At 63.9% G+C, this 18,482-nt stretch carries 12 protein-coding genes and 2 pseudogenes; 8 read left to right on the top strand and 6 right to left on the bottom strand.

Features of this window, described 5'->3' with window-relative positions; genetic code table 11:
- Positions 1 to 248: 248 nt before the first annotated feature.
- The 4 genes and pseudogenes from ACFXS9_RS41495 to ACFXS9_RS41480 all read left to right on the top strand — a co-directional run bounded on the left by ACFXS9_RS41495 (position 249) and on the right by ACFXS9_RS41480 (position 7,072).
- Positions 249 to 1,250: an AAA family ATPase gene (locus ACFXS9_RS41495; RefSeq protein ID WP_392699258.1), complete on the top strand. Its 1,002-nt coding sequence runs from the start codon at positions 249 to 251 to the stop codon at positions 1,248 to 1,250.
- Positions 1,250 to 2,195: pseudogene (locus tag ACFXS9_RS41490) on the top strand (DUF58 domain-containing protein). Before ACFXS9_RS41495 ends, ACFXS9_RS41490 begins: the two are co-directional and overlap by 1 nt.
- Positions 2,195 to 5,005 (top strand): DUF4159 domain-containing protein, encoded by a 2,811-nt coding sequence (locus tag ACFXS9_RS41485; protein WP_392700296.1) that lies wholly within the window; start codon positions 2,195 to 2,197, stop codon positions 5,003 to 5,005. Before ACFXS9_RS41490 ends, ACFXS9_RS41485 begins: the two are co-directional and overlap by 1 nt.
- Positions 5,006 to 5,008: 3 nt before the next feature.
- On the top strand, positions 5,009 to 7,072 hold the full coding sequence (locus ACFXS9_RS41480) for a hypothetical protein (RefSeq protein ID WP_392699256.1): 2,064 nt from the start codon (positions 5,009 to 5,011) through the stop codon (positions 7,070 to 7,072).
- Between the two features lie 21 nt (positions 7,073 to 7,093).
- Here the strand turns inward: ACFXS9_RS41480 and zigA are convergent.
- Positions 7,094 to 8,303 (bottom strand): annotated as a pseudogene (gene zigA, locus ACFXS9_RS41475) (zinc metallochaperone GTPase ZigA).
- A gap of 316 nt (positions 8,304 to 8,619) precedes the next feature.
- On the opposite strand from zigA, the gene ACFXS9_RS41470 reads away from it, so the two are divergent.
- The 3 genes from ACFXS9_RS41470 (at position 8,620) to ACFXS9_RS41460 (ending at position 13,464) form a co-directional block, all read left to right on the top strand.
- Positions 8,620 to 9,042 (top strand): DUF2946 family protein, encoded by a 423-nt coding sequence (locus tag ACFXS9_RS41470; protein WP_392699254.1) that lies wholly within the window; start codon positions 8,620 to 8,622, stop codon positions 9,040 to 9,042.
- A gap of 106 nt (positions 9,043 to 9,148) precedes the next feature.
- The gene (locus tag ACFXS9_RS41465; RefSeq protein WP_392699252.1) at positions 9,149 to 11,536 is read left to right on the top strand and encodes a TonB-dependent receptor; all 2,388 of its coding nucleotides are present in this window, start codon (positions 9,149 to 9,151) and stop codon (positions 11,534 to 11,536) included.
- Between the two features lie 131 nt (positions 11,537 to 11,667).
- Positions 11,668 to 13,464: a cation:proton antiporter gene (locus ACFXS9_RS41460; protein WP_392699251.1), complete on the top strand. Its 1,797-nt coding sequence runs from the start codon at positions 11,668 to 11,670 to the stop codon at positions 13,462 to 13,464.
- A gap of 31 nt (positions 13,465 to 13,495) precedes the next feature.
- Here ACFXS9_RS41460 and ACFXS9_RS41455 read toward each other — a convergent pair whose 3' ends face one another.
- The 4 genes from ACFXS9_RS41455 to ACFXS9_RS41440 all read right to left on the bottom strand — a co-directional run bounded on the left by ACFXS9_RS41455 (position 13,496) and on the right by ACFXS9_RS41440 (position 16,765).
- Positions 13,496 to 14,008 carry a GNAT family N-acetyltransferase gene (locus ACFXS9_RS41455; RefSeq protein WP_392699249.1) on the bottom strand — a complete coding sequence of 171 codons (513 nt, stop codon included), beginning with the start codon at positions 14,006 to 14,008 and terminating at the stop codon, positions 13,496 to 13,498.
- Between the two features lie 69 nt (positions 14,009 to 14,077).
- Positions 14,078 to 15,013 carry a glycosyltransferase family 2 protein gene (locus tag ACFXS9_RS41450; RefSeq protein WP_392699247.1) on the bottom strand — a complete coding sequence of 312 codons (936 nt, stop codon included), beginning with the start codon at positions 15,011 to 15,013 and terminating at the stop codon, positions 14,078 to 14,080.
- A 46-nt stretch (positions 15,014 to 15,059) separates the two neighbouring features.
- Positions 15,060 to 16,211, bottom strand: a complete 1,152-nt coding sequence (locus ACFXS9_RS41445; RefSeq protein WP_392699245.1) for a hypothetical protein — start codon at positions 16,209 to 16,211, stop codon at positions 15,060 to 15,062.
- A 65-nt stretch (positions 16,212 to 16,276) separates the two neighbouring features.
- Positions 16,277 to 16,765 carry an NUDIX domain-containing protein gene (locus ACFXS9_RS41440; RefSeq protein ID WP_392699244.1) on the bottom strand — a complete coding sequence of 163 codons (489 nt, stop codon included), beginning with the start codon at positions 16,763 to 16,765 and terminating at the stop codon, positions 16,277 to 16,279.
- Between the two features lie 95 nt (positions 16,766 to 16,860).
- On the opposite strand from ACFXS9_RS41440, the gene ACFXS9_RS41435 reads away from it, so the two are divergent.
- A complete protein-coding gene (locus ACFXS9_RS41435) occupies positions 16,861 to 17,751 on the top strand; it encodes a metallophosphoesterase family protein (RefSeq protein WP_392699243.1) in 891 nt (296 codons plus the stop codon).
- Between the two features lie 32 nt (positions 17,752 to 17,783).
- On the opposite strand, the gene ACFXS9_RS41430 is transcribed toward ACFXS9_RS41435, so the two are convergent.
- Positions 17,784 to 18,473: a glycine-rich domain-containing protein gene (locus ACFXS9_RS41430; protein ID WP_392699242.1), complete on the bottom strand. Its 690-nt coding sequence runs from the start codon at positions 18,471 to 18,473 to the stop codon at positions 17,784 to 17,786.
- Between the last annotated feature and the right edge of the window lie 9 nt (positions 18,474 to 18,482).

Raw genomic sequence — 18,482 nt, 5'->3', positions numbered from 1 at the left:
GTCTCGGCGCCTCGATTGGCACGATTGGTGCACATATACCGAGATATGTGTTCCCGACGATTTGTGTCCGTACTATTGCGGATCAAGTCGCCATATCGTGATGCCGTTCATACCCCGAAATACCGATAATGTGGGGATAGTTTAATTCAACGAATGCATGGCCTTTGCACAGGTTTAGCATGAGGTTCGTGGCATGACGACGCAACCATCGGCGTCATGAAGCGATTAGGTTGTTGAAGGAGAAAGTCATGGCGAGCGCAGACGGTGTCGAGAAACTCGAGGACGCGATCGTCCGGTCGGCCGAGCAGGTCGCCGGCCAGATCCGCGCCGCGAAGGAAGCGATCTCCACCGTCATCTTCGGCCAGGTACGGGTGATCGAAAACACCCTGGTGACGATCCTGTCCGGCGGCCACGCGCTCTTGATCGGCGTTCCCGGCCTCGCCAAGACCAAGCTTGTCGAAACCTTGGGCATCACGCTTGGGCTGGATGCCAAGCGCATCCAGTTTACCCCTGACCTGATGCCCTCGGACATTCTGGGCGCGGAGGTGCTGGACGAGAGCAATTCCGGCAGGCGGTCGTTCCGTTTCATCTCCGGACCGGTGTTTGCGCAGCTTCTGATGGCCGACGAAATCAACCGCGCCAGCCCGCGGACGCAATCGGCACTGCTGCAAGCCATGCAGGAACAGCACATCACGGTTGCAGGCGCGCGGCATGATCTCCCCAAGCCGTTCCACGTGCTCGCCACCCAAAACCCGCTGGAGCAGGAAGGCACCTACCCGCTGCCCGAGGCGCAGCTCGACCGCTTCCTGATGGAAATCGACGTCGATTATCCCGATCGCGACGCCGAACGCCGCATCCTGTTCGAGACCACCGGCGCGGAAGAGACGCTTGCCAAGGCCTCGATGGACGCGGAAACCCTGATCGCGGCGCAGCGGCTGGTGCGGCGCCTGCCGGTCGGCGACAGCGTCGTTGAGGCGATCCTGTCGCTGGTGCGCGCCGCACGCCCCAACACCGAGGACGGCGGCGACAAGCTGATCGCCTGGGGGCCGGGCCCGCGCGCCAGCCAGTCGCTGATGCTGGCGGTCCGTGCCCGCGCCTTGCTCGACGGCCGCCTTGCGCCCTCGATCGACGACGTGCTCGACCTCGCCGAACCCATTCTCAAGCACCGCATGGCGCTGACCTTCTCGGCGCGCGCGGAAGGCCGCACCATTCCCGACGTAATCAGACAATTGAAGACGCGGATTGGTTGATGGCCGCAGAGACCAGCCACGAGAACAGGGAGATTGTTGCGATCCGACGTGCCGATGGCGAAAGCCGAACGCTCGCCGCATCGCTGCCCCGTCTCGTGCTCGACGCCCGCCGCATCGCTGCCAACGTCATCCATGGCCTGCACGGCAGGCGCCGCGCCGGCGCCGGCGAGAGCTTTTGGCAATATCGCCGCTTCGTCTCCGGCGAGCCGTCGCAGAACGTCGACTGGCGGCGCTCGGCGCGCGACGATCATCTCTATGTTCGCGAGCAGGAATGGGGAGGCCGCGCATACGATCTGGCTGTGGCCCGACCGTTCGCCGTCGATGGCATTTGCTTCCAAGGGTGCCCGCGACTCCAAGCTGGAGCGTGGCCTGATCGTGACCTTTGCGCTCGCCGAACTCCTGGTTTCGGGCGGAGAGCGCGTCGGCATTCCCGGCCTGATGACCCCGACCGCAAGCCGCAACGTGATCGACAAGATGGCGCAGGCGATGCTGCATGATGATGCGGTGCGCGCCAGCCTGCCGCCCTCCTTCGTGCCGTCGGCGCTGGCCGAAATTGTCGTGCTGTCCGACTTCTGGTCGCCGATGAGCGAAATCAGGACGATGCTCGCCGGGCTTTCGGCCTCCGGCGCCCATGGCACGCTGATTCAGGTCGTCGATCCTGCCGAAGAGACCTTTCCTTACGCCGGCCGGATCGAGTTCGTCGAGCCGGAAGGTTTTGGCGTCATCACCGCCGGCCGCGCCGAGAGCTGGGCCAGCGACTATGTCGCCCGCGTCACGCTGCATCGTGATGAGATCCGCAGCGAAACCAACAGGCTCGACTGGCTGTTCTCGACCCACACCACCAGCAGGTCCGCCGCCGAACTGCTGCTGTTCCTGCATTCCGGCATGATGGCGGCCAAGGGAAGCGCGCGCGGCTCAACGGTCAAGGCGGGACGCAGCGCATGATGGCAGGCATCCCCTTAAGCTTTGCGCAGCCGCTGCTTCTGCTGGGCCTGTTGAGCCTGCCGGTGCTGTGGTGGCTGTTGCGCGTGATGCCGCCGCGGCCGAGACGGATCGAGTTTCCGCCGACGCGGCTGTTGTTCGACATCAGGCCCAGGGAAGAAACCCCGTCGCGCACCCCGTGGTGGCTGACGGCGCTGCGCCTCGCCGCCGCGGCGCTGGTCATCCTTGCCGCCGCAGGCCCGATCTGGAATCCGCAGAGCGGGGTCGGCGGCAGCAATGCGCCGCTGGTGATTCTGCTCGACGACGGCTGGAGCGCGGCTGCAAGCTGGGACACCCGGATCAAGGCCGCGGACGAATTGATCGCCAACGCCGACAATGACCGCCGCGGCGTAGCGCTGGTTCCGCTCTCCGAGCCCGCGCGCGACATCACGCTGATGCCAGCCGGTACCGCACGCGTCGCGCTGCGCCAGATTGCACCAAAGCCCCATTCGATCGACCGCGTCGACACGCTAGGCGCGCTCGACCGCTTCCTGAAGGCCACCAGCGATGCCGAAATCGCGTGGCTGTCCGACGGCGTCGATACCGGGCGCGGCGGCGAATTCGTCGAGAATCTCGCCAAGACCATTGGCGACCGCAAGCTGACGGTGTTCGAGGGCGGCGCGGCGCCGGCGCAAGCCTTGGTCGACGCCGAGAACGCCGCGGCGAAGATGACGGTCAAGGTGCTGCGCACCACCGGCGGCGTCGCAGCCGGCGTGGTCCGCGCCATCGACGCCAAGGGCTCGCCGATCGGCGACGCGCGCTACGCGTTCGGCATGCAGGACCGCGAAAGCGAAGCGGCGTTCGATCTGCCGGTCGAACTGCGCAACGACATTTCGCGGCTGGAAATTTCGGGTGAACGATCGGCCGGCGCCGTGCAATTGCTCGACAAGCGATGGCGGCGGCGCGCTGTCGGCGTCGTCACCGGCGCGACCAGTGATACCGCCCAACCGCTATTGGCATCGACCTTCTATCTTACCCGCGCCCTGTCGCCTTTCGCCGACGTGCGGCTCGGCGACCGCGGCGCGCCGCAACAGGTGATCGCGCAATTCCTCGATCAGCGGCTGCCGATGATCGTGCTCGCCGATGTCGGCACGCTGTCGCCGGAAATCCGCGAGCGGCTGAACGCATGGATCGATCAGGGCGGCGTGCTGATACGTTTCGCAGGTCCCCGGCTGGCGCAGGCCGATGACGATCTGGTGCCGGTGAAACTGCGCCGCGGCGGCCGCGTCCTTGGCGGCAGCCTGACCTGGGAAAAGCCGCAGCATCTGGCGTCCTTCGCCGCCGACGCTCCGTTCGCGGGCCTCGCGGTGCCCAGGGATGTCACCGTGAACCGGCAGGTGCTGGCCGAGCCGGATGCGGTGCTCGCCACCAAGACCTGGGCGTCGCTGGAAGACGGCACGCCGCTAGTGACCGGCGAGCATCGTGGCAGGGGCATTGTCAGCCTGTTCCATGTCGGCGCCGACTCGCGCTGGTCTGACTTGCCGATGTCCGGCAGCTTCGTCGAGATGCTGCGGCGGCTGGTCGACATGTCCGGCTACACCTCGAAGCCCGGTGCTGGTGTTGCGAGCGAGGCGACCAACGTCGAGACGGTGGCGCCACTGCGCACCCTCGATGGTTTCGGCGCCTTCGGGCCACCGCCCTCGACCGCCAAGCCGATGCCCGCGGATTACCGCGACCGCGCCACGGCAGAACATCCGCCGGGCTTCTACGGCCCGGCCGATGGCCCGATCGCGGTCAACACCCTGGCCTCGGCCGATCGCATCGCGCAGCTCGATACATCCTCGTTGCGGGCGCAGCGCGCCAGCTACACCAATGCCGAACCGCGCGATTTGCGCGGCATCCTGTTGTCGTCGTCGCTGGTGCTGTTCCTGATCGACGCGGTCGTGGTCGCGATGCTGGGCGCGGGCCTTGCCGCTCTGTGGCGGCGGCGCACGGCGGCGGCCACCGTTCTATTGGCCTTGGTCCTGGTCGCGGCCTCGACCGCACCTTCGCCGACGCGCGCCCAGGGCAACGATGAATTCGCCATCAAATCGGTGTCGCAGACGCGCCTTGCCTATGTCGTCACCGGAAATGCCGACGTCGATTCCATCGTCAAGGCGGGCATGGCCGGACTGACGCTGTTCCTGGCACAGCGTACGGCGTTGGAGGCCGGCGATCCCGTCGGCATCGATCCCGCAAAGGACGAACTGGCGTTTTTCCCGCTGATCTACTGGCCGGTGGTGCCGGGCGCGCCGAAGCCGCCGCAGGACGCCATCAACCGCATCGACGCCTATATGAAACAGGGCGGCACGGTGCTGTTCGATACCCGCGACGCCGTCGAGGCGCCGCCGGGCGAGAACGGCGCGTCGCAGACGTCGGGCATGCGCACCTTGCGCGAAATTCTCTCCTCGCTCGACGTGCCTGAACTGGAGCCGGTGCCGCGCGAGCACGTGCTGACCAAGACGTTCTATCTGCTGCGCGATTTTCCCGGCCGCTTCACCTCGGGCCAGACATGGGTCGAAACCCTGCCGCGCGAAGATGAAGACGATACGGCCTCGCGCCCCGCGCGCGGCGGCGATGGCGTCTCACCCATCATCATCACCTCGAACGATCTCGCCGGCGCCTGGGCGCATCGCCCGGACGGCCAGCCAATGCTGCCGCTGACGCCGAACGAGCCGCGCCAGCGCGAATTCGCCTTCCGCTCCGGCGTCAACATCGTGATGTACACCCTGACCGGCAACTACAAGGCCGACCAGGTCCACGCGCCGGCCCTGATCGAACGGTTGGGGCAATAGACCATGCAGTACGGTATCGCGTTCACTCCCCTCGTTCCGGCAATCGTGCTCTGGATCGCACTCGCCGCAATCGTCGCGATCTCTGCGCTATTGCTGCTCGGACGTTCGCGCGGCGCCGCGGTGCGCGTCGCGGCGCTGGCGCTGATCCTGCTGGCGCTCGCCAACCCCTCCTTCACCCGAGAGGACCGAGAGCCGTTATCATCCGTCGCCGCCGTCGTGATCGACAAGAGCCCGAGCCAGAATTTCGGCACCCGCAACCAGGAGACCGCGAAGGCGCAGGAGGCGCTGGTCGATACGCTGAAGAAGATCAAGGGACTGGAAGTCCGCGTCGTCGAGGCCGGACAGGCCGATGGCGAAACCGACGGCACAAAACTGTTCGGGGCGCTGTCCTCGGCGCTATCAGACGTCCCCGTCGACCGCGTTGCCGGCGCGTTCCTGATCACCGATGGCCGGGTGCATGACATCCCCGCCAACACCGCCGGCGTCGGTTTCCAGGCGCCGGTGCATGCACTCATCACCGGCCGCAAGGACGAGCGCGATCGCCGCATCGCGATTTCGGCCGCGCCGCGTTTCGGTATCGTCGGAAAGCCGCAGACCATCACATACCGGCTCGACGATCAGGGCGTCACCGGCGAGCGCGCCAAGATCGTGGTACGCCGCGATGGCGAGGTGATCAATGAGCGCAATCTCTCGAGCGGCCAGACCGCCAATGTCGAGGTCGACATCAAGCATGCCGGCCCGAACATCATCGAGATCGAGGCTTCGCCGCTCGAGAACGAGCTGACTCCGGTCAACAACCGCGCTGTGGTCGCGATCGAGGGCGTGCGCGACAAGCTCCGCGTGCTGCTGGTATCAGGCGAGCCGCATTCCGGCGAACGCACCTGGCGCAATTTGCTGAAGTCGGACGCCAGCATCGACCTGGTGCATTTCACGATTCTGCGACCGCCGGAAAAACAGGACGGCACGCCGATCAACGAATTGTCGCTGATCGCGTTTCCGACGCGCGAGTTGTTCCAGCAGAGGATCAACGATTTCCACCTGATCATCTTCGACCGTTACGCCCGCCAGGGCGTGCTTCCGATTGCCTATTTCGACAACATGGCGCGCTATGTCCGCGCCGGCGGTGCAGTGCTGGTATCGGCTGGCCCCGATTACGCCTCCACCACCAGTATCTGGCGCACGCCGCTGGATACGGTGCTGCCGGCCGAGCCCGTTGGCGTCACCGAGAAGCCGTTCTACGCGCATCTGAGCGACGCTGGTAAGCGTCATCCGGTGACGCGCGGCCTCGAAGGCTCCGCCAGCGAGCCGCCGCGCTGGAGCCGCTTCTTCCGTACCGTCGATACGCGCAACGCAATCGGCTCCCCCGTGATGACCGGCGCCGACGGCAAGCCGCTGCTGCTGCTGTCGCGCTTCGGCGAGGGCCGCGTCGCACTTCTGTTGTCGGACCACATCTGGCTGTGGGCGCGCGGCTATGAGGGCGGCGGCCCGCATCTGGATCTGCTGCGGCGGATGTCGCACTGGCTGATGAAACAGCCTGATCTCGACGAGGAAGCGCTGCGCCTTCAAATCCAGGGCAAGGACCTCGTGGTGCTGCGCCAGACCATGGCCGACAACGTGCCGCCGGTAACGGTGACCTCGCCGAGCGGCGCCACCAAGGAGCTGACGCTGACGGCAAGCGAGCCCGGCACCTGGCGCGCGACCCTTCCCGCCAACGAGCTCGGGCTATGGCAGGCAACCGACGGCGCGCTGAAGGCGCTGATCAATGTCGGGCCGACCAACCCGAAGGAATTTTCGGAAGTCACCTCGACGACCGAAGTGGTGAAGCCTTTGGCACAGGCCACTGGCGGCGACGCCCGCCGCGTCGCCGATGGCGGAAGCGTCGACCTGCCCCGCGTCGTGCCGGTGCGCGCCTCCGGCATCTTCCATGGCGACGGCTGGATGGGCGTCAAGATGCGCGACGCCAGCGTCGTCAAAGGCGTCGGCGTGCTGCCGATGTTCGCAGGCCTGGTCGGGCTGCTGCTGTTGCTCGGCGCCTTCGCGGCGACCTGGGTGCGCGAGGGGCGCTGACGGCACGCCCGCCGATGCGCCCTACGCAGCCTCGTCCGCACGTCGCCACCTCGGAAACGGATCGGCAAGCCCGGACCATTCCGCAACGCGCATTCCGGGTTTTCCCCGAAACAAGGCACGCATCGAGACGCGCCGTGATCGCGTCCTGATCCATATCCGTGCCGATGAAGACGATCTCCTGGCGGCGATCACCGTATACGTCGCTCCAGTTCTTCTTGAGCGATTGTCGCCAGAACGGATCGTCCGGCCACCGATCTGCCGGTACATTCGCCCACCAGAAGCCCAGCCCTTCGGTTCGGACGATCGCACCGGCCTGGCTCAACTCGCCGAGCCACTGCGGGCGAGTTGCTATCCAGAAATGTCCCTTGGCGCGGATGACGCCCGGCCAGCTTTCTTTCAGGAATTGGTGAAATTTCGCAGGCTCGAACGGCCGTCGCGCGCGATAGACGAAGTTCTTGACGCCATATTCTTCGGTCTCGGGCATATGGTCTGCAAAGCCATAAAGCTCCTTGAACCACAGCGGATGTTGCTGCGCGCGCTCGAAATCGAAGCGGCCAGTATTGAGAATACGCTCCAGCGGCGCATTGGAGAAATTGGTCTCGATGATATCGGCCTCGGGATTCAGAGAGCGGATAATCATTCGGGCGGAGTCGCGTTCTCCCTGCGACGCCGCGTCGATCTTGTTGAGTACGATCACATCGGCAAATTCGATCTGCTCGACCAGCAGATCCACCAGTGTGCGCCTGTCGCTTTCGCCGAGCGACTCGCCGCGATCCGCCAGAAAAACGGTAGAAGAATAGTTCTTCAGCAGATTGACGGCATCGACGACCGTGACCATCGTGTCGAGGCTTGCCACATCGGACAGGCTTTCTCCGTCTTCGGACCGGAAATCGAAGGTTGCCGCGACCGGCAGCGGTTCCGAGATGCCGGTGGATTCGATCAGCAGATAGTCGAACCGTTCGCTCTCGGCGAGCGCCCGCACTTCCTTCAACAAATCGTCGCGCAGCGTGCAGCAGATGCAGCCGTTGGTCATCTCGACCAGCTTTTCGTCAGTCCGCGAGAGGTTCGCACCGCCATCGCGGACGAGGTCTGCGTCGATGTTGACTTCGCTCATGTCGTTCACAATCACCGCAACCTTCAGGCCCTGGCGATTGTTGAGCACGTGATTCATCAAAGTTGTCTTTCCAGCCCCGAGGAAGCCGGACAAGACGGTGACGGGGAGTTTTCGCATGGAGATCGAAAAGCCTCTTGAGCTCACGGGGTCCCAACCGGGGAGGAAGACGCATGCGGGGGACCCCGTTGATGGCAAACTATGTTATGTTATAACATAACAATGAAAGATCGAGGAATTGTCAATTGGCAAAACAGGCGGGCGCGCGGGACAAAAAGGCCGATGTTGCCCGAATCTCACACTTGGCGGAATTGTCGGGGCTCCGCAAAGACGGCAGTCTGGTGTCGATTGACACTCCGCGGTCTTCGCGACGTTATAATATAACATTGGGACGGCGAGATGCCTGAGCCGTCCGGGGGACAAGGCGTCAATCGTCGTGAACTGGTTCCGAAAACACCTCAAGCACGGCTCGCGGCTGGCGCTGTTTGCGCTCGCGATCCAGTTTGCGCTGTCGTGCGGGCATTTTCACGCGGCGGCCGCGCAGGCCGCACCGGCCGTTCAAAGCGGGCTGACCGACGCCCATCTTGCGATCACCACATCCGTTGCCGCACAAGATGCGCACTCCGAAGCCGCGCAGCCGCAGCAGCCTGCCGGCCACGATGACGACGACCAGCACACGACCAATGTCTGCGCGGTCTGCGCCGTCCTCTCCGTGGCCAACAATTTCCTGTTCGTCACGCCGCCCGTACTGGAGCTGCCGGGGTCTGTCGAACTTCTGTACCTGGTCACCGGCGCTGAGTTCGCGCATCTCGGCTCGTTCCATCTCGCGTTCCAGTCTCGCGCACCGCCCGCCTCCTGACGCCGATTGAATCAATGCACTCCCCAAGGGATTGCCGCGTCAGGCGCGGTTCCTGAGGAGAAATCGGAATCGTCCGTCGCACATCGACGGAATCAGGATCGGGACAATGACATTCAAGAAGAAACGTGCGTTCCACATCGGTGGGGCTAGTTGGCTATTGCTATGCGCGGCGGGCAACGGCGCAATGGCGCAGAATGCGGCGTCAACCGCATCGACACATCTGCCCGAAATTACCGTGACGGCGCCGAGCCCGATCGTGCGGCGCAAACCGGTGCCCGTACGAACGCCGGCGCGCGTCACCCGCGCAGCGCCCGGCCAGAACCGCGAGCGCGCGCCAGAACCGCCGGCCGCCCCCGTCGCCGCCGCGCCCCAGCAGGGCGTGCTGCCGGTCGTAACCGACCAGTTCGCAACGGTTACCGTGGTGCCCAACGAGGAGATCCGCCGCCAAGGCACCGCCCAGCTTGGCGATCTCCTGTTCTCGAAACCCGGCATTACCGGCTCAACCTTCGCGCCCGGTGCCGCGAGCCGGCCGATCATCCGGGGCCTCGACGTCAATCGCGTCGGCATCCTCGAGAACGGTACCAACGCTGGCGGCGCCTCCGATCTCGGCGAAGACCATTTCGTGCCGGTCGATCCACTGGCGACAAACCAGGTCGAAGTCATCCGTGGTCCGGCGGCGATGCGCTACGGATCGACATCGATCGGCGGCGTCGTCAGCGCAACCAACAATCGCATCCCTGACGCCTTGCCTTCATGCGCGGCGGCACCCTTCCAGACTTACGGGCTGCCGGCGAAGGCGCCGCTTGCAAACGTGGGGTCACCTTCCTGCGTCACTGTCGAAACCCGAACGGCCGTCAGTTCCGTTGACCGGGGTGTCGATGGCGGCATCCTGATTGATGCCGGCGGCGGCAATTTCGCGTTCCACGCCGACGCCTATGGCCGCAAGGCCAGCGATTACAGCATTCCGAGCTATCCGTACTTGTTCGACCAGACCCGCCCGGTCAACGGCCGGCAGCCCAATTCGGCGATGCAGGCGGCTGGTGCATCAATTGGCGGCTCCTACGTCTTCGATGGCGGATTTATCGGCGCGGCGATCACGCAGAACGACACGCTGTACCGCATTCCCGGAATTGAGCCCTCCGATCACCAGTCCCGGATCGACGCGCGCCAAACCAAATTCACGGCCAAGGGCGAATACCGGCCGGATGCGGCGGCGATCGACGCCATCAGGTTCTGGGCAGGCGCCACCGATTACAAGCACAACGAGATCGCGCTCGCCGATCCCGCCGACTTCTCGTCCCTTGGCGTGCGGCAGACCTTTACCAACAAGGAGCAGGAAGGGCGCGTCGAGGTGCAGATGGCGCCGTTCAACGCGCGCTTTGCCGCCGTCACGACCGCCTTCGGCCTGCAGGCCGGGCATCAGGAGCTGACGGCGTCGAGCCCGGACGATCCGACAAGCCCGCTCAACGGGTTGTTTGATCCCAACAAGAATAACAGGGTCGCCGGCTACGTCTTCAACGAACTCAAATTCACCGAGACCACCAAGGCGCAGATCGCCGGCCGGGTCGAGCATGTCAACCTCAGCGGAACGATGCCGGCATTCATTCCGGAGTTGTTCGACCTCAATGCCAATCCCGGCGATATCGGTCCGCCGACAGCGCGCAATCTCAGCTTCACGCCGAAGAGCGCGAGCATCGGCTTGATCCAGAACCTTCCAGGCGAACTCGTTGCGACTATCACCGCACAATACGTCGAGCGGGCGCCCAAACCGGCGGAATTGTTTTCGCGCGGACCGCACGAAGCAACTGTCACCTTCGACATCGGCAATCCCAATCTGAGCATGGAGACCGCCAAGTCGATCGAGATCGGACTACGACGGGCGACCGGCCCCTTCAGGTTCGAGGCGACGGCTTACTACACCAAGTTCAATGGCTTCATTTACCGCCGCCTGACCGGCAACACCTGCGAGGATGTCGCTTGCGTCGCCCCCGCGGATCCGGCTTTTCCGCTTGAGCTGAACCAGGCGATCTATTCGCAACGCGACGCCATCTTCCGCGGCGGCGAGTTCCAAAGCCAGCTGGATGTCGGGCCGCTCTACGGTGGCATCTGGGGCATCGAGAACCAGTTCGATGTCGTGCGCGCGACCTTTGACGACGGCACCAATGTCCCGCGCATCCCACCCGTGCGCGTGGGCGGCGGTCTGTTCTGGCGCGATGCCAACTGGCTGACGCGGATCAACCTGCTGCACGCCTTCGCCCAGAACGATATCGCCCCGGTCGGCGAGACGCCGACCGCGGCCTATAATCTGTTGAAGGCGGAGGTCAGCTACAGGACGAAGCTCGATCCCACCTGGTTCGGAGCGCGGGAAATGATAGTTGGGCTCGTCGGCAACAACCTCTTGAACGAGAACATCCGCAATTCGGCGTCGTTCAACAAGGATGAGGTCTTGCTGCCGGGCATTGGCGTGCGCGCATTTGCCAATCTGAAGTTCTAGAGCGCGGGCGGTGCGGCTTCCCAGGGGTGGCGTTAGCTGGTGCCACCAGCTAACGTTCATTTGGAGTGACGGTGGATACCGCGCATCCATCGTCATGTTCCAGCCCGTGGAAGCAAATGCACAACCGCTAGATGACTGCGCCTATCAATATTCCCGTCTACAGCGACGCGCTCGTTCTGCTCGGCACCGCGGGCATCGTCATTCCCTTGGTGCGGCGGTTCGGCCTCAATCCCGTGCTCGGCTATCTAGGTGCCGGCGCGATCCTGGGCCCTCTCGGATTGGGATCGTTCATCGAGAGTTTTCCGCTTCTCTACTGGTTCACCGTTGTCGATCCCAGAAACGTCTCCGGCATCGCGAACCTCGGAGTTGTGTTCCTGCTCTTCCTCATCGGCATGGAGCTATCTTACGATCGATTGAAGGCAATGCGCCGCCTGATCTTTGGGTTAGGCAGCTTGCAAATCGTACTCTCCACGGTGGCGATCGGCGTGGTCGTCGCCCTCCTGGGCAACAAAGCTCCGGTGGCCTTCATCCTCGGTGCCTGCCTTGCCTTGTCCTCGACGGCCATTGTCGTCGAGATGCTTTCCAGGCAACGACGACTTAGTACAAACGCAGGCCGGGCAAGCTTCGCGACGTTGCTGGCGCAAGACTTGGCAGTCGCCCCTCTCCTGCTCTTTATCTCCATTTTTGGCGCAAGCGAGTCCGGTTCGGTCGTTGCGACGCTCGCTCTCGCGCTCACCAACGCAGCCATCGCGCTCGCTGTGATCGTCATCGTCGGCCGCGTCGTGATGCGCCCCCTGTTCCGTCTGGTGGCATCAGTGGGCATGAGCGACCTGTTCGTCGCCACGACGCTGTTCGTGATCGTCGCAACCGGAGTGGCTGCCGCAGTGGCTGGCTTTTCCATGGCGCTCGGCGCCTTTGTCGCCGGACTGCTGCTTGCCGAGACGGAGTTTCGCAAGGCGATCGAGACCGCCATCGATCCGTTCAAGGGCCTCCTGCTTGGTCTGTTCTTCTTCACCGTCGGCATGAATATCGATTTCCGCGAGCTCGCGCGTGACCCGGTCTGGCTGATCGCGGCTGCGGCCGGGCTGATCGCCGTAAAGTCCGTCATCCTTATCTTCCTGGCGCGGATGTTTCGCCTGTCATGGCCGGCTTCTATCGAAGTCGGGCTGCTGCTGGGTCCCGGTGGCGAGTTCGCTTTCGTCGGGATCGGGATGGCGACGACGCTTGGTCTGATCGATGCCAGCGTATCGAGCTTCACGGTCGCACTGACCTCGCTGACCATGATGCTCACGCCTGCGCTATCTCATGTCGCGCGGCGGCTGGCGCCGATGATGCGCGAAGACAAGCCGACTGACCCTGAACTCGCCGTTGCGCCAAGCGGCGGGAGCGGCCATGCCATTGTCGTCGGACACGGCCGGGTGGGACAGGTCGTCTGCACGATGCTGGACCGACACCAGTTCAAGTACATTGCGGTCGACAATGATGCCGCGGCCGTCCCCGAGCAGCGAAGACAGGGGCGTACCGTCTTTTACGGTGACGCGACAAACCCGGAGTTTCTGAAGAGCTGCGGCCTCATGGACGCCGCCGCCGTCATCGTCACGATCAACCGACCTGAAGGCATCGACGAAATTGTCGCACAGGTCCGCGCGCTGAGGAAAGACATGCTGGTGGTTTCGCGCGCCCGCGACGCCGACCACGCGCGGCATCTCTACCAAATCGGCGTTACCGACGCGGTGCCGGAGACCATCGAGGCAAGCTTGCTGTTATCGGAAGCCGCCCTGATCGGGCTCGGGGTGGCGATGGGTCATGTCGTCGCCAGCATCCACGAAAAGCGCGAGGAGTTCCGGCACGAATTGCAGACGGCGGCGGGAAGCGCAGGATCCGCGCCGGTTCGGACGACCGGTACCAAAAGGCGTCGATTCTTCTGACGGATCGCGGCGGCGGCGCACACCAACGGCCCTATCGCGCCTTGCTCCAGTCCGGCCGGATATTGCCGGACACGCCGTCGAACGCGCCCTCGACCAGTTCCGCCACCAACAGGCGGCTGTAGTCGACGGGCCCCGGCATGATCACCCGTCCCTTCGGTATCACCTTGAAGCCGACGCGGCTGTAATAGGGTTCGTCGCCGACCAGAATGACCAAACGATGGCCCTTGGCCTTGGCATCCCGCAGCGAACGATCGAGCAGCATGAGGCCGACGCCGCGGCCGCGAAACGGCGGCTCGACCGTCAACGGTCCGAGCATCAGGGCCGGCGTGTCGCCGATGCAGATCGGCAACTGGCGCACCGAGCCGACCAGCAATGTGCCGATCCGCGCCGTGAACGAGAGGTCCAGCACGTGATCGACATGCTCGCGCAGGCGGTACGCGCTCAGCACGAAGCGGCCGGGACCGAACGTGCGCTCGTGCAGCCGTTCGATAGCCTGGGCGTCCTTCGGTGTTTCGGCCAGGATGGTGACGTCAAGTTCGCTCATGATGGGGCGCGGGATAGCATCTGGCGACGGCGCGGTCCATCGCTGGAAGATGGCAATTCCTGTATTGCCTCAATCCCTGACACGGGCGGGCTGGGACAAATAGGCCAGGAGCTTCATCTCGCGGCGGCCGCGTGTCACCGTATCCAACACCAGCCCCGAGCTGACCGACAGCACCGCCACGATCATCAGGCCCATCGACAGCACCGCTGTCGGCAGCCGCGGAACGATACCTTCCTCAAGATAGGTGACGATCACTGGGATCGCGAGGCCGATCGAGACCAGCACCAGGAAGATGCCGATCACCGTGAAGAACCGCAGCGGCTTTTCCGACCGGTACAGCTTCAGGATGGTGCCGAGGATCCGGAAACCGTCGCGCCAGGTGTTGAGCTTGCTGAACGATCCCTCGGGCCGGGCGTAATACGGCGTCTCGACTTCCGTCACCGGCAGCGCGAGTTCGAGCGCGTGAACGCTGAGCTCGGTTTCGATCTCAAAACCGTCGGACAGCACCGGAAAGGATTTGACGAAGCGACGCGAGAACACACGATAGCCGGAAAGGATGTCCTTGAACGCCTGGCCGAACACCGAGGAAAGGAAGCTCGTCAGCATCCAGTTGCCGGTGCGGTGGCCGGGCCGGTAGGCCGTGACTGATTGGTCGACGCGAAAGCCCACCACCATGTCGAGGTGGTCGTTGACCAGTGCATCGATCATGCGCGGCGCGCTCGGCGCATCATAGGTGGCGTCGCCATCGACCAGTACATAGATGTCGGCATCGATGTCGGCGAACATCCGCCGCACCACATGCCCCTTGCCCTGGCGGCGCTCGCTGCGCACGATAGCTCCGGCCGCGCGCGCGACCTCGATGGTGCGGTCCCTGGAATTGTTGTCGTAGACGAAAATCTGAGCCGTCGGCAGCGCCTTGCGGAAATCCGAAACCACGGTGGCGATCGCGGCTTCCTCATTGAAGCATGGCACCAGAACCGCGATCCGCAACGCCGGTGTCGTCATCTCGGGCTCACCTAGTCAGTCTGCGCATGGAAGATTGATACCGCCATCAGGCTCTGGCCGGCTGAGGCAGGGCCGCGCTGTCCGCAGCCCGCTCGCCGCGCAAGCCGAGCGTTGCGAACAGCAGCGTCCAGAGCGAGAGCATGTCGATCGGAATAATATAATATGGCGTAAATATCGGATGGGTCATGAAGAAAATCAGATTCACCGCGAGGTTAATAGCGACCAGAACGGCAATCCGCCCGGCTCTTGCGCGATTAAAGCGCCATAGCAGGCCGGTCCAGACGGCCGCAATCCCCAGCAGGATAAACTGAACGTCGACGAAATATCGCCAGAGGATGCCCGGGTTCAGCTCTGGCGGAACGACGTCAACGCCGCCATAGGTCGTCGAGAGCGGACTTCCCGCATTGACCGCATTGGCGATGAGCGTCGGTGCCATTCCGATCAAAAACGCGATACCGAAAGTGACGCCCTGCAGGAACATTTCCCTGCTTCTAGTCCACAGGAATGCGCCGCCAAGATAGAAACAGTAGCCCGCCGCCAGAAACAGGTTCGGCAGGCGGAGATTGACGGAGATACCGAGTAGCAGGCCAATTAGTGCGAGCAGAAAAAGCCGCTGCCGCGGCCCGTCCGTGAAGAGCTTCGCAGTCAAAAATCCCGCTAGCGCGCAAACGATCATGGTCGGCGCCACAGAATAGCTTGCCTTCGTCGGATTGATCATCAGATAGATGGCGGCATCACCGAACGCGGCGACCAGCACAAGTCGAAAAAATGTGGACGCATAGGTCAGGGCGATCAGCGAAAAGCCGACGGCGACGACAGACGTCAAAATGTAGAGCGGTACCACCTGAAACCCGCTCGGAAACAACGCCAACGCAAATCCGGTCCCCGGAGGGTATTGCAGGGCGCGTTTGTTCGTCTTCGCATTCCATACGTGACAAGGCATTTTCGTCGGATCATTCCAGTCTGGGAAGCTGATTTCCTTCAGCTTGCCGGAGAGGAAACGATCGTCGTCGCGTGTGATGTCGGTATTGAACCCGTCCAGACCGTACTTCTGGAACAGATGCGCCTGCCGCAGATAGCAGATGTCGTCATAGACACCGCGGCTTTCGCTCCAGTGCGAAATGGTCCAGACGTTGCTGGCCAGCACCGCCAGGAAGCCAATGGCGCAAAGCAGCTTCAGGACCCCCATCCTGCCCATGTCGAACCCCCGCCCCGTTTTTCCGCTTCTATTCGTTGCAGGCGCGGGAAGCAACCGGGCTATCGTCACCGCCAGGTCGAAATCGGCGTCGTGCCGTCGAGCACTTCTGCGATCCGGAGCCGCGTGCCCCTGGTCGTCTCCGCCGGCAGCGAACCAGCCGCATAGAATCCGCACTCGACGATCTCGTGGTTGGGCTCCGGCAGGCGGTCCTGCCGGAACTGCCTGACGACATAGACCGCGACATGGTCGCGGCGCGAAACGTGGCCGTTGAAGAACAGGCCGTGCAGGACCGGCTCTGCGGTCAATTCGATCCGCCCCTCTTCCACCAGCTCCCTTCGCAAGGCTTCGAGAAAGGTTTCGCCGACCTCGACCCCGCCGCCCGGCAGGTGCCAGCCCGCGACATAGCTGTGCCTGACCAGGAACACCTTGTCGTCGCCGTCGAGCACGACGCCGCGAACCCCGAGCGTCATGCCACGGGCCATCCGCCAATAGAGGTGAAATACGCGCCGCAACTGCGGTTCGAAACGTTTTCGCAAGTGCTGCAGCGCCGTCACGCAAACCTCGGATGGACAGTTATCACGTTTGATCCTTATATCGCCGACATGATGGTGCGACGGCTCTATATCACAGAGAATGCGGCGGAGCGCGAATGACCGGTATCTTCACGCTGGCGCATCTGTCGGACCCGCATCTGCCGCCGCTGCCCGCGGCGCGGCTGCGCGATCTCGCGGGCAAACGTGCGCTCGGCTATTTCAATTGGACCCGCAACCGCCATAAATATCACCGCCGCGAGGTGCTGGACGCACTGGTTGCCGATATGCAGGCGCAGCGGCCGGACCACATCGCGGTGACCGGCGATCTCGTCAACCTGGCGCTGGAGGCGGAATTCATCCCGGCCCAGGCGTGGCTCGAAAGCGTCGGCACGCCGCAACAGGTGACTGTCGTTCCCGGCAATCACGACGCCTATGTGCGAGCGACGCGGCATCATTTCACCGGCGCATTCGAGCAATATCTGCGCGGCGATGCCGCGGCGGACGGAGCGTCGTTTCCGTTCGTGCGCCGGCGCGGTCCGCTGGTGCTGATCGGGGTCTCCTCGGCGGTGCCAACGCTGCCATTGATGGCAACCGGCCGGCTCGGCCGCGCGCAGCTCGATGCGCTCGACCGCCAGCTTGCCCAGTTGCCGCCGGACGAGGCGTTCCGGGTGCTGCTGGTCCATCACCCCCTGCAATCGAGTTCGCGGATGAAGCGACTGACCGACTCGAAGGCGCTGCGCGCCGTGCTGAAGCGGCGCGGCGCGGAGCTTGTCCTGCACGGCCATGACCACATCCATTCGACGATGTGGCTTGAAGGCGCCGGCCACCAGATCCCCGCGGTTGGCGTGCCTTCGGCATCGGCGCTGGCGCATCGGCATTATCCGGCCGCTGCCTACAACCTGTTTTCGATCACGCGCGACGGCGGCAAATGGCGCTGCGTGCAGACCGTGCGCGCCGTCGATGCCGACTTCCGATTCAAGCAGATCAAGCAGGCGACGCTGCTTTAGCGTTTCCTCACGCCTGCAACCGGGCGAGTTTCTCAATCCCCGCCGCCGCAGCCACCGCCCCCGTCGCCACCACCGCCGCCATCACCACTTGCGCTGCCGGCGTCGCCAAACCCGTCCGTGCCACCATCGATCGAGCCATCGGCGAAATCGCCGCCGCAATGAGCCGCGCCGCTGCCGTTCTTGCGCAGCTCTTCGCAGTCGGGGTGGTAGACGAAGCCGTTTGCGATGTTGAGCTTGCTGTCGAGCGCAAACAAGAGCGGCAGCCGCGTCGGACGAACCGGATCGATATTCTCGTATTTGCAGCAATACCACCAGACGCGACGGAGGCCTTCGTTGCTCTTGCGATGCTCGCTGAGAACGACGGCGGGCGTGTGGTGGAGGAAACCGCCGAAGGCGCGCCGGCAAAACGCGTCATACTCGCGCGTGTACAGGATGAATTCGTGCCAGAGATCGTCGGCGACTTGCGAGGGCATCGAGACGTAGCGCTTGCCGCTCATGAGATAGGCGAGGAAAAACTGCCGCAAGCCCCGCGAGACCAGCGCGCTGTCCTTGCGCGGAAAACCGGGGTGATGCTTCTCCAGCCGTTCGAGCAGCCCGCGCGGCCAGCGAAAGGTACGGATGAATTCGGCGCGGCGCAGCGTGCGCCATTTGCCATACAGATAGGTGATTCCGAACAGCGTGCCGGCTAGCAGGATGACGAACGGTACCGACGAAGCTGCCACGATGCCCCC

The organism is Bradyrhizobium sp. RDI18 (assembly GCF_043203335.1).
Classification (GTDB): Bacteria; Pseudomonadota; Alphaproteobacteria; order Rhizobiales; family Xanthobacteraceae; genus Bradyrhizobium; species Bradyrhizobium retamae.
Note: the sequence above shows the minus strand (reverse complement) of the source record. Positions and strands in the feature narration are given on the sequence as shown.

Coding starts and splice junctions, on each gene's coding strand:
- ACFXS9_RS41495 (WP_392699258.1), top strand. CDS start 249: ATGGCGAGCGCAGACGGTGTCGAGAAACTCGAGGACGCGATCGTCCGG.
- ACFXS9_RS41485 (WP_392700296.1), top strand. CDS start 2,195: ATGGCAGGCATCCCCTTAAGCTTTGCGCAGCCGCTGCTTCTGCTGGGC.
- ACFXS9_RS41480 (WP_392699256.1), top strand. CDS start 5,009: ATGCAGTACGGTATCGCGTTCACTCCCCTCGTTCCGGCAATCGTGCTC.
- ACFXS9_RS41465 (WP_392699252.1), top strand. CDS start 9,149: ATGACATTCAAGAAGAAACGTGCGTTCCACATCGGTGGGGCTAGTTGG.
- ACFXS9_RS41460 (WP_392699251.1), top strand. CDS start 11,668: ATGACTGCGCCTATCAATATTCCCGTCTACAGCGACGCGCTCGTTCTG.
- ACFXS9_RS41455 (WP_392699249.1), bottom strand. CDS start 14,008: ATGAGCGAACTTGACGTCACCATCCTGGCCGAAACACCGAAGGACGCC.
- ACFXS9_RS41450 (WP_392699247.1), bottom strand. CDS start 15,013: ATGACGACACCGGCGTTGCGGATCGCGGTTCTGGTGCCATGCTTCAAT.
- ACFXS9_RS41445 (WP_392699245.1), bottom strand. CDS start 16,211: ATGGGCAGGATGGGGGTCCTGAAGCTGCTTTGCGCCATTGGCTTCCTG.
- ACFXS9_RS41435 (WP_392699243.1), top strand. CDS start 16,861: ATGACCGGTATCTTCACGCTGGCGCATCTGTCGGACCCGCATCTGCCG.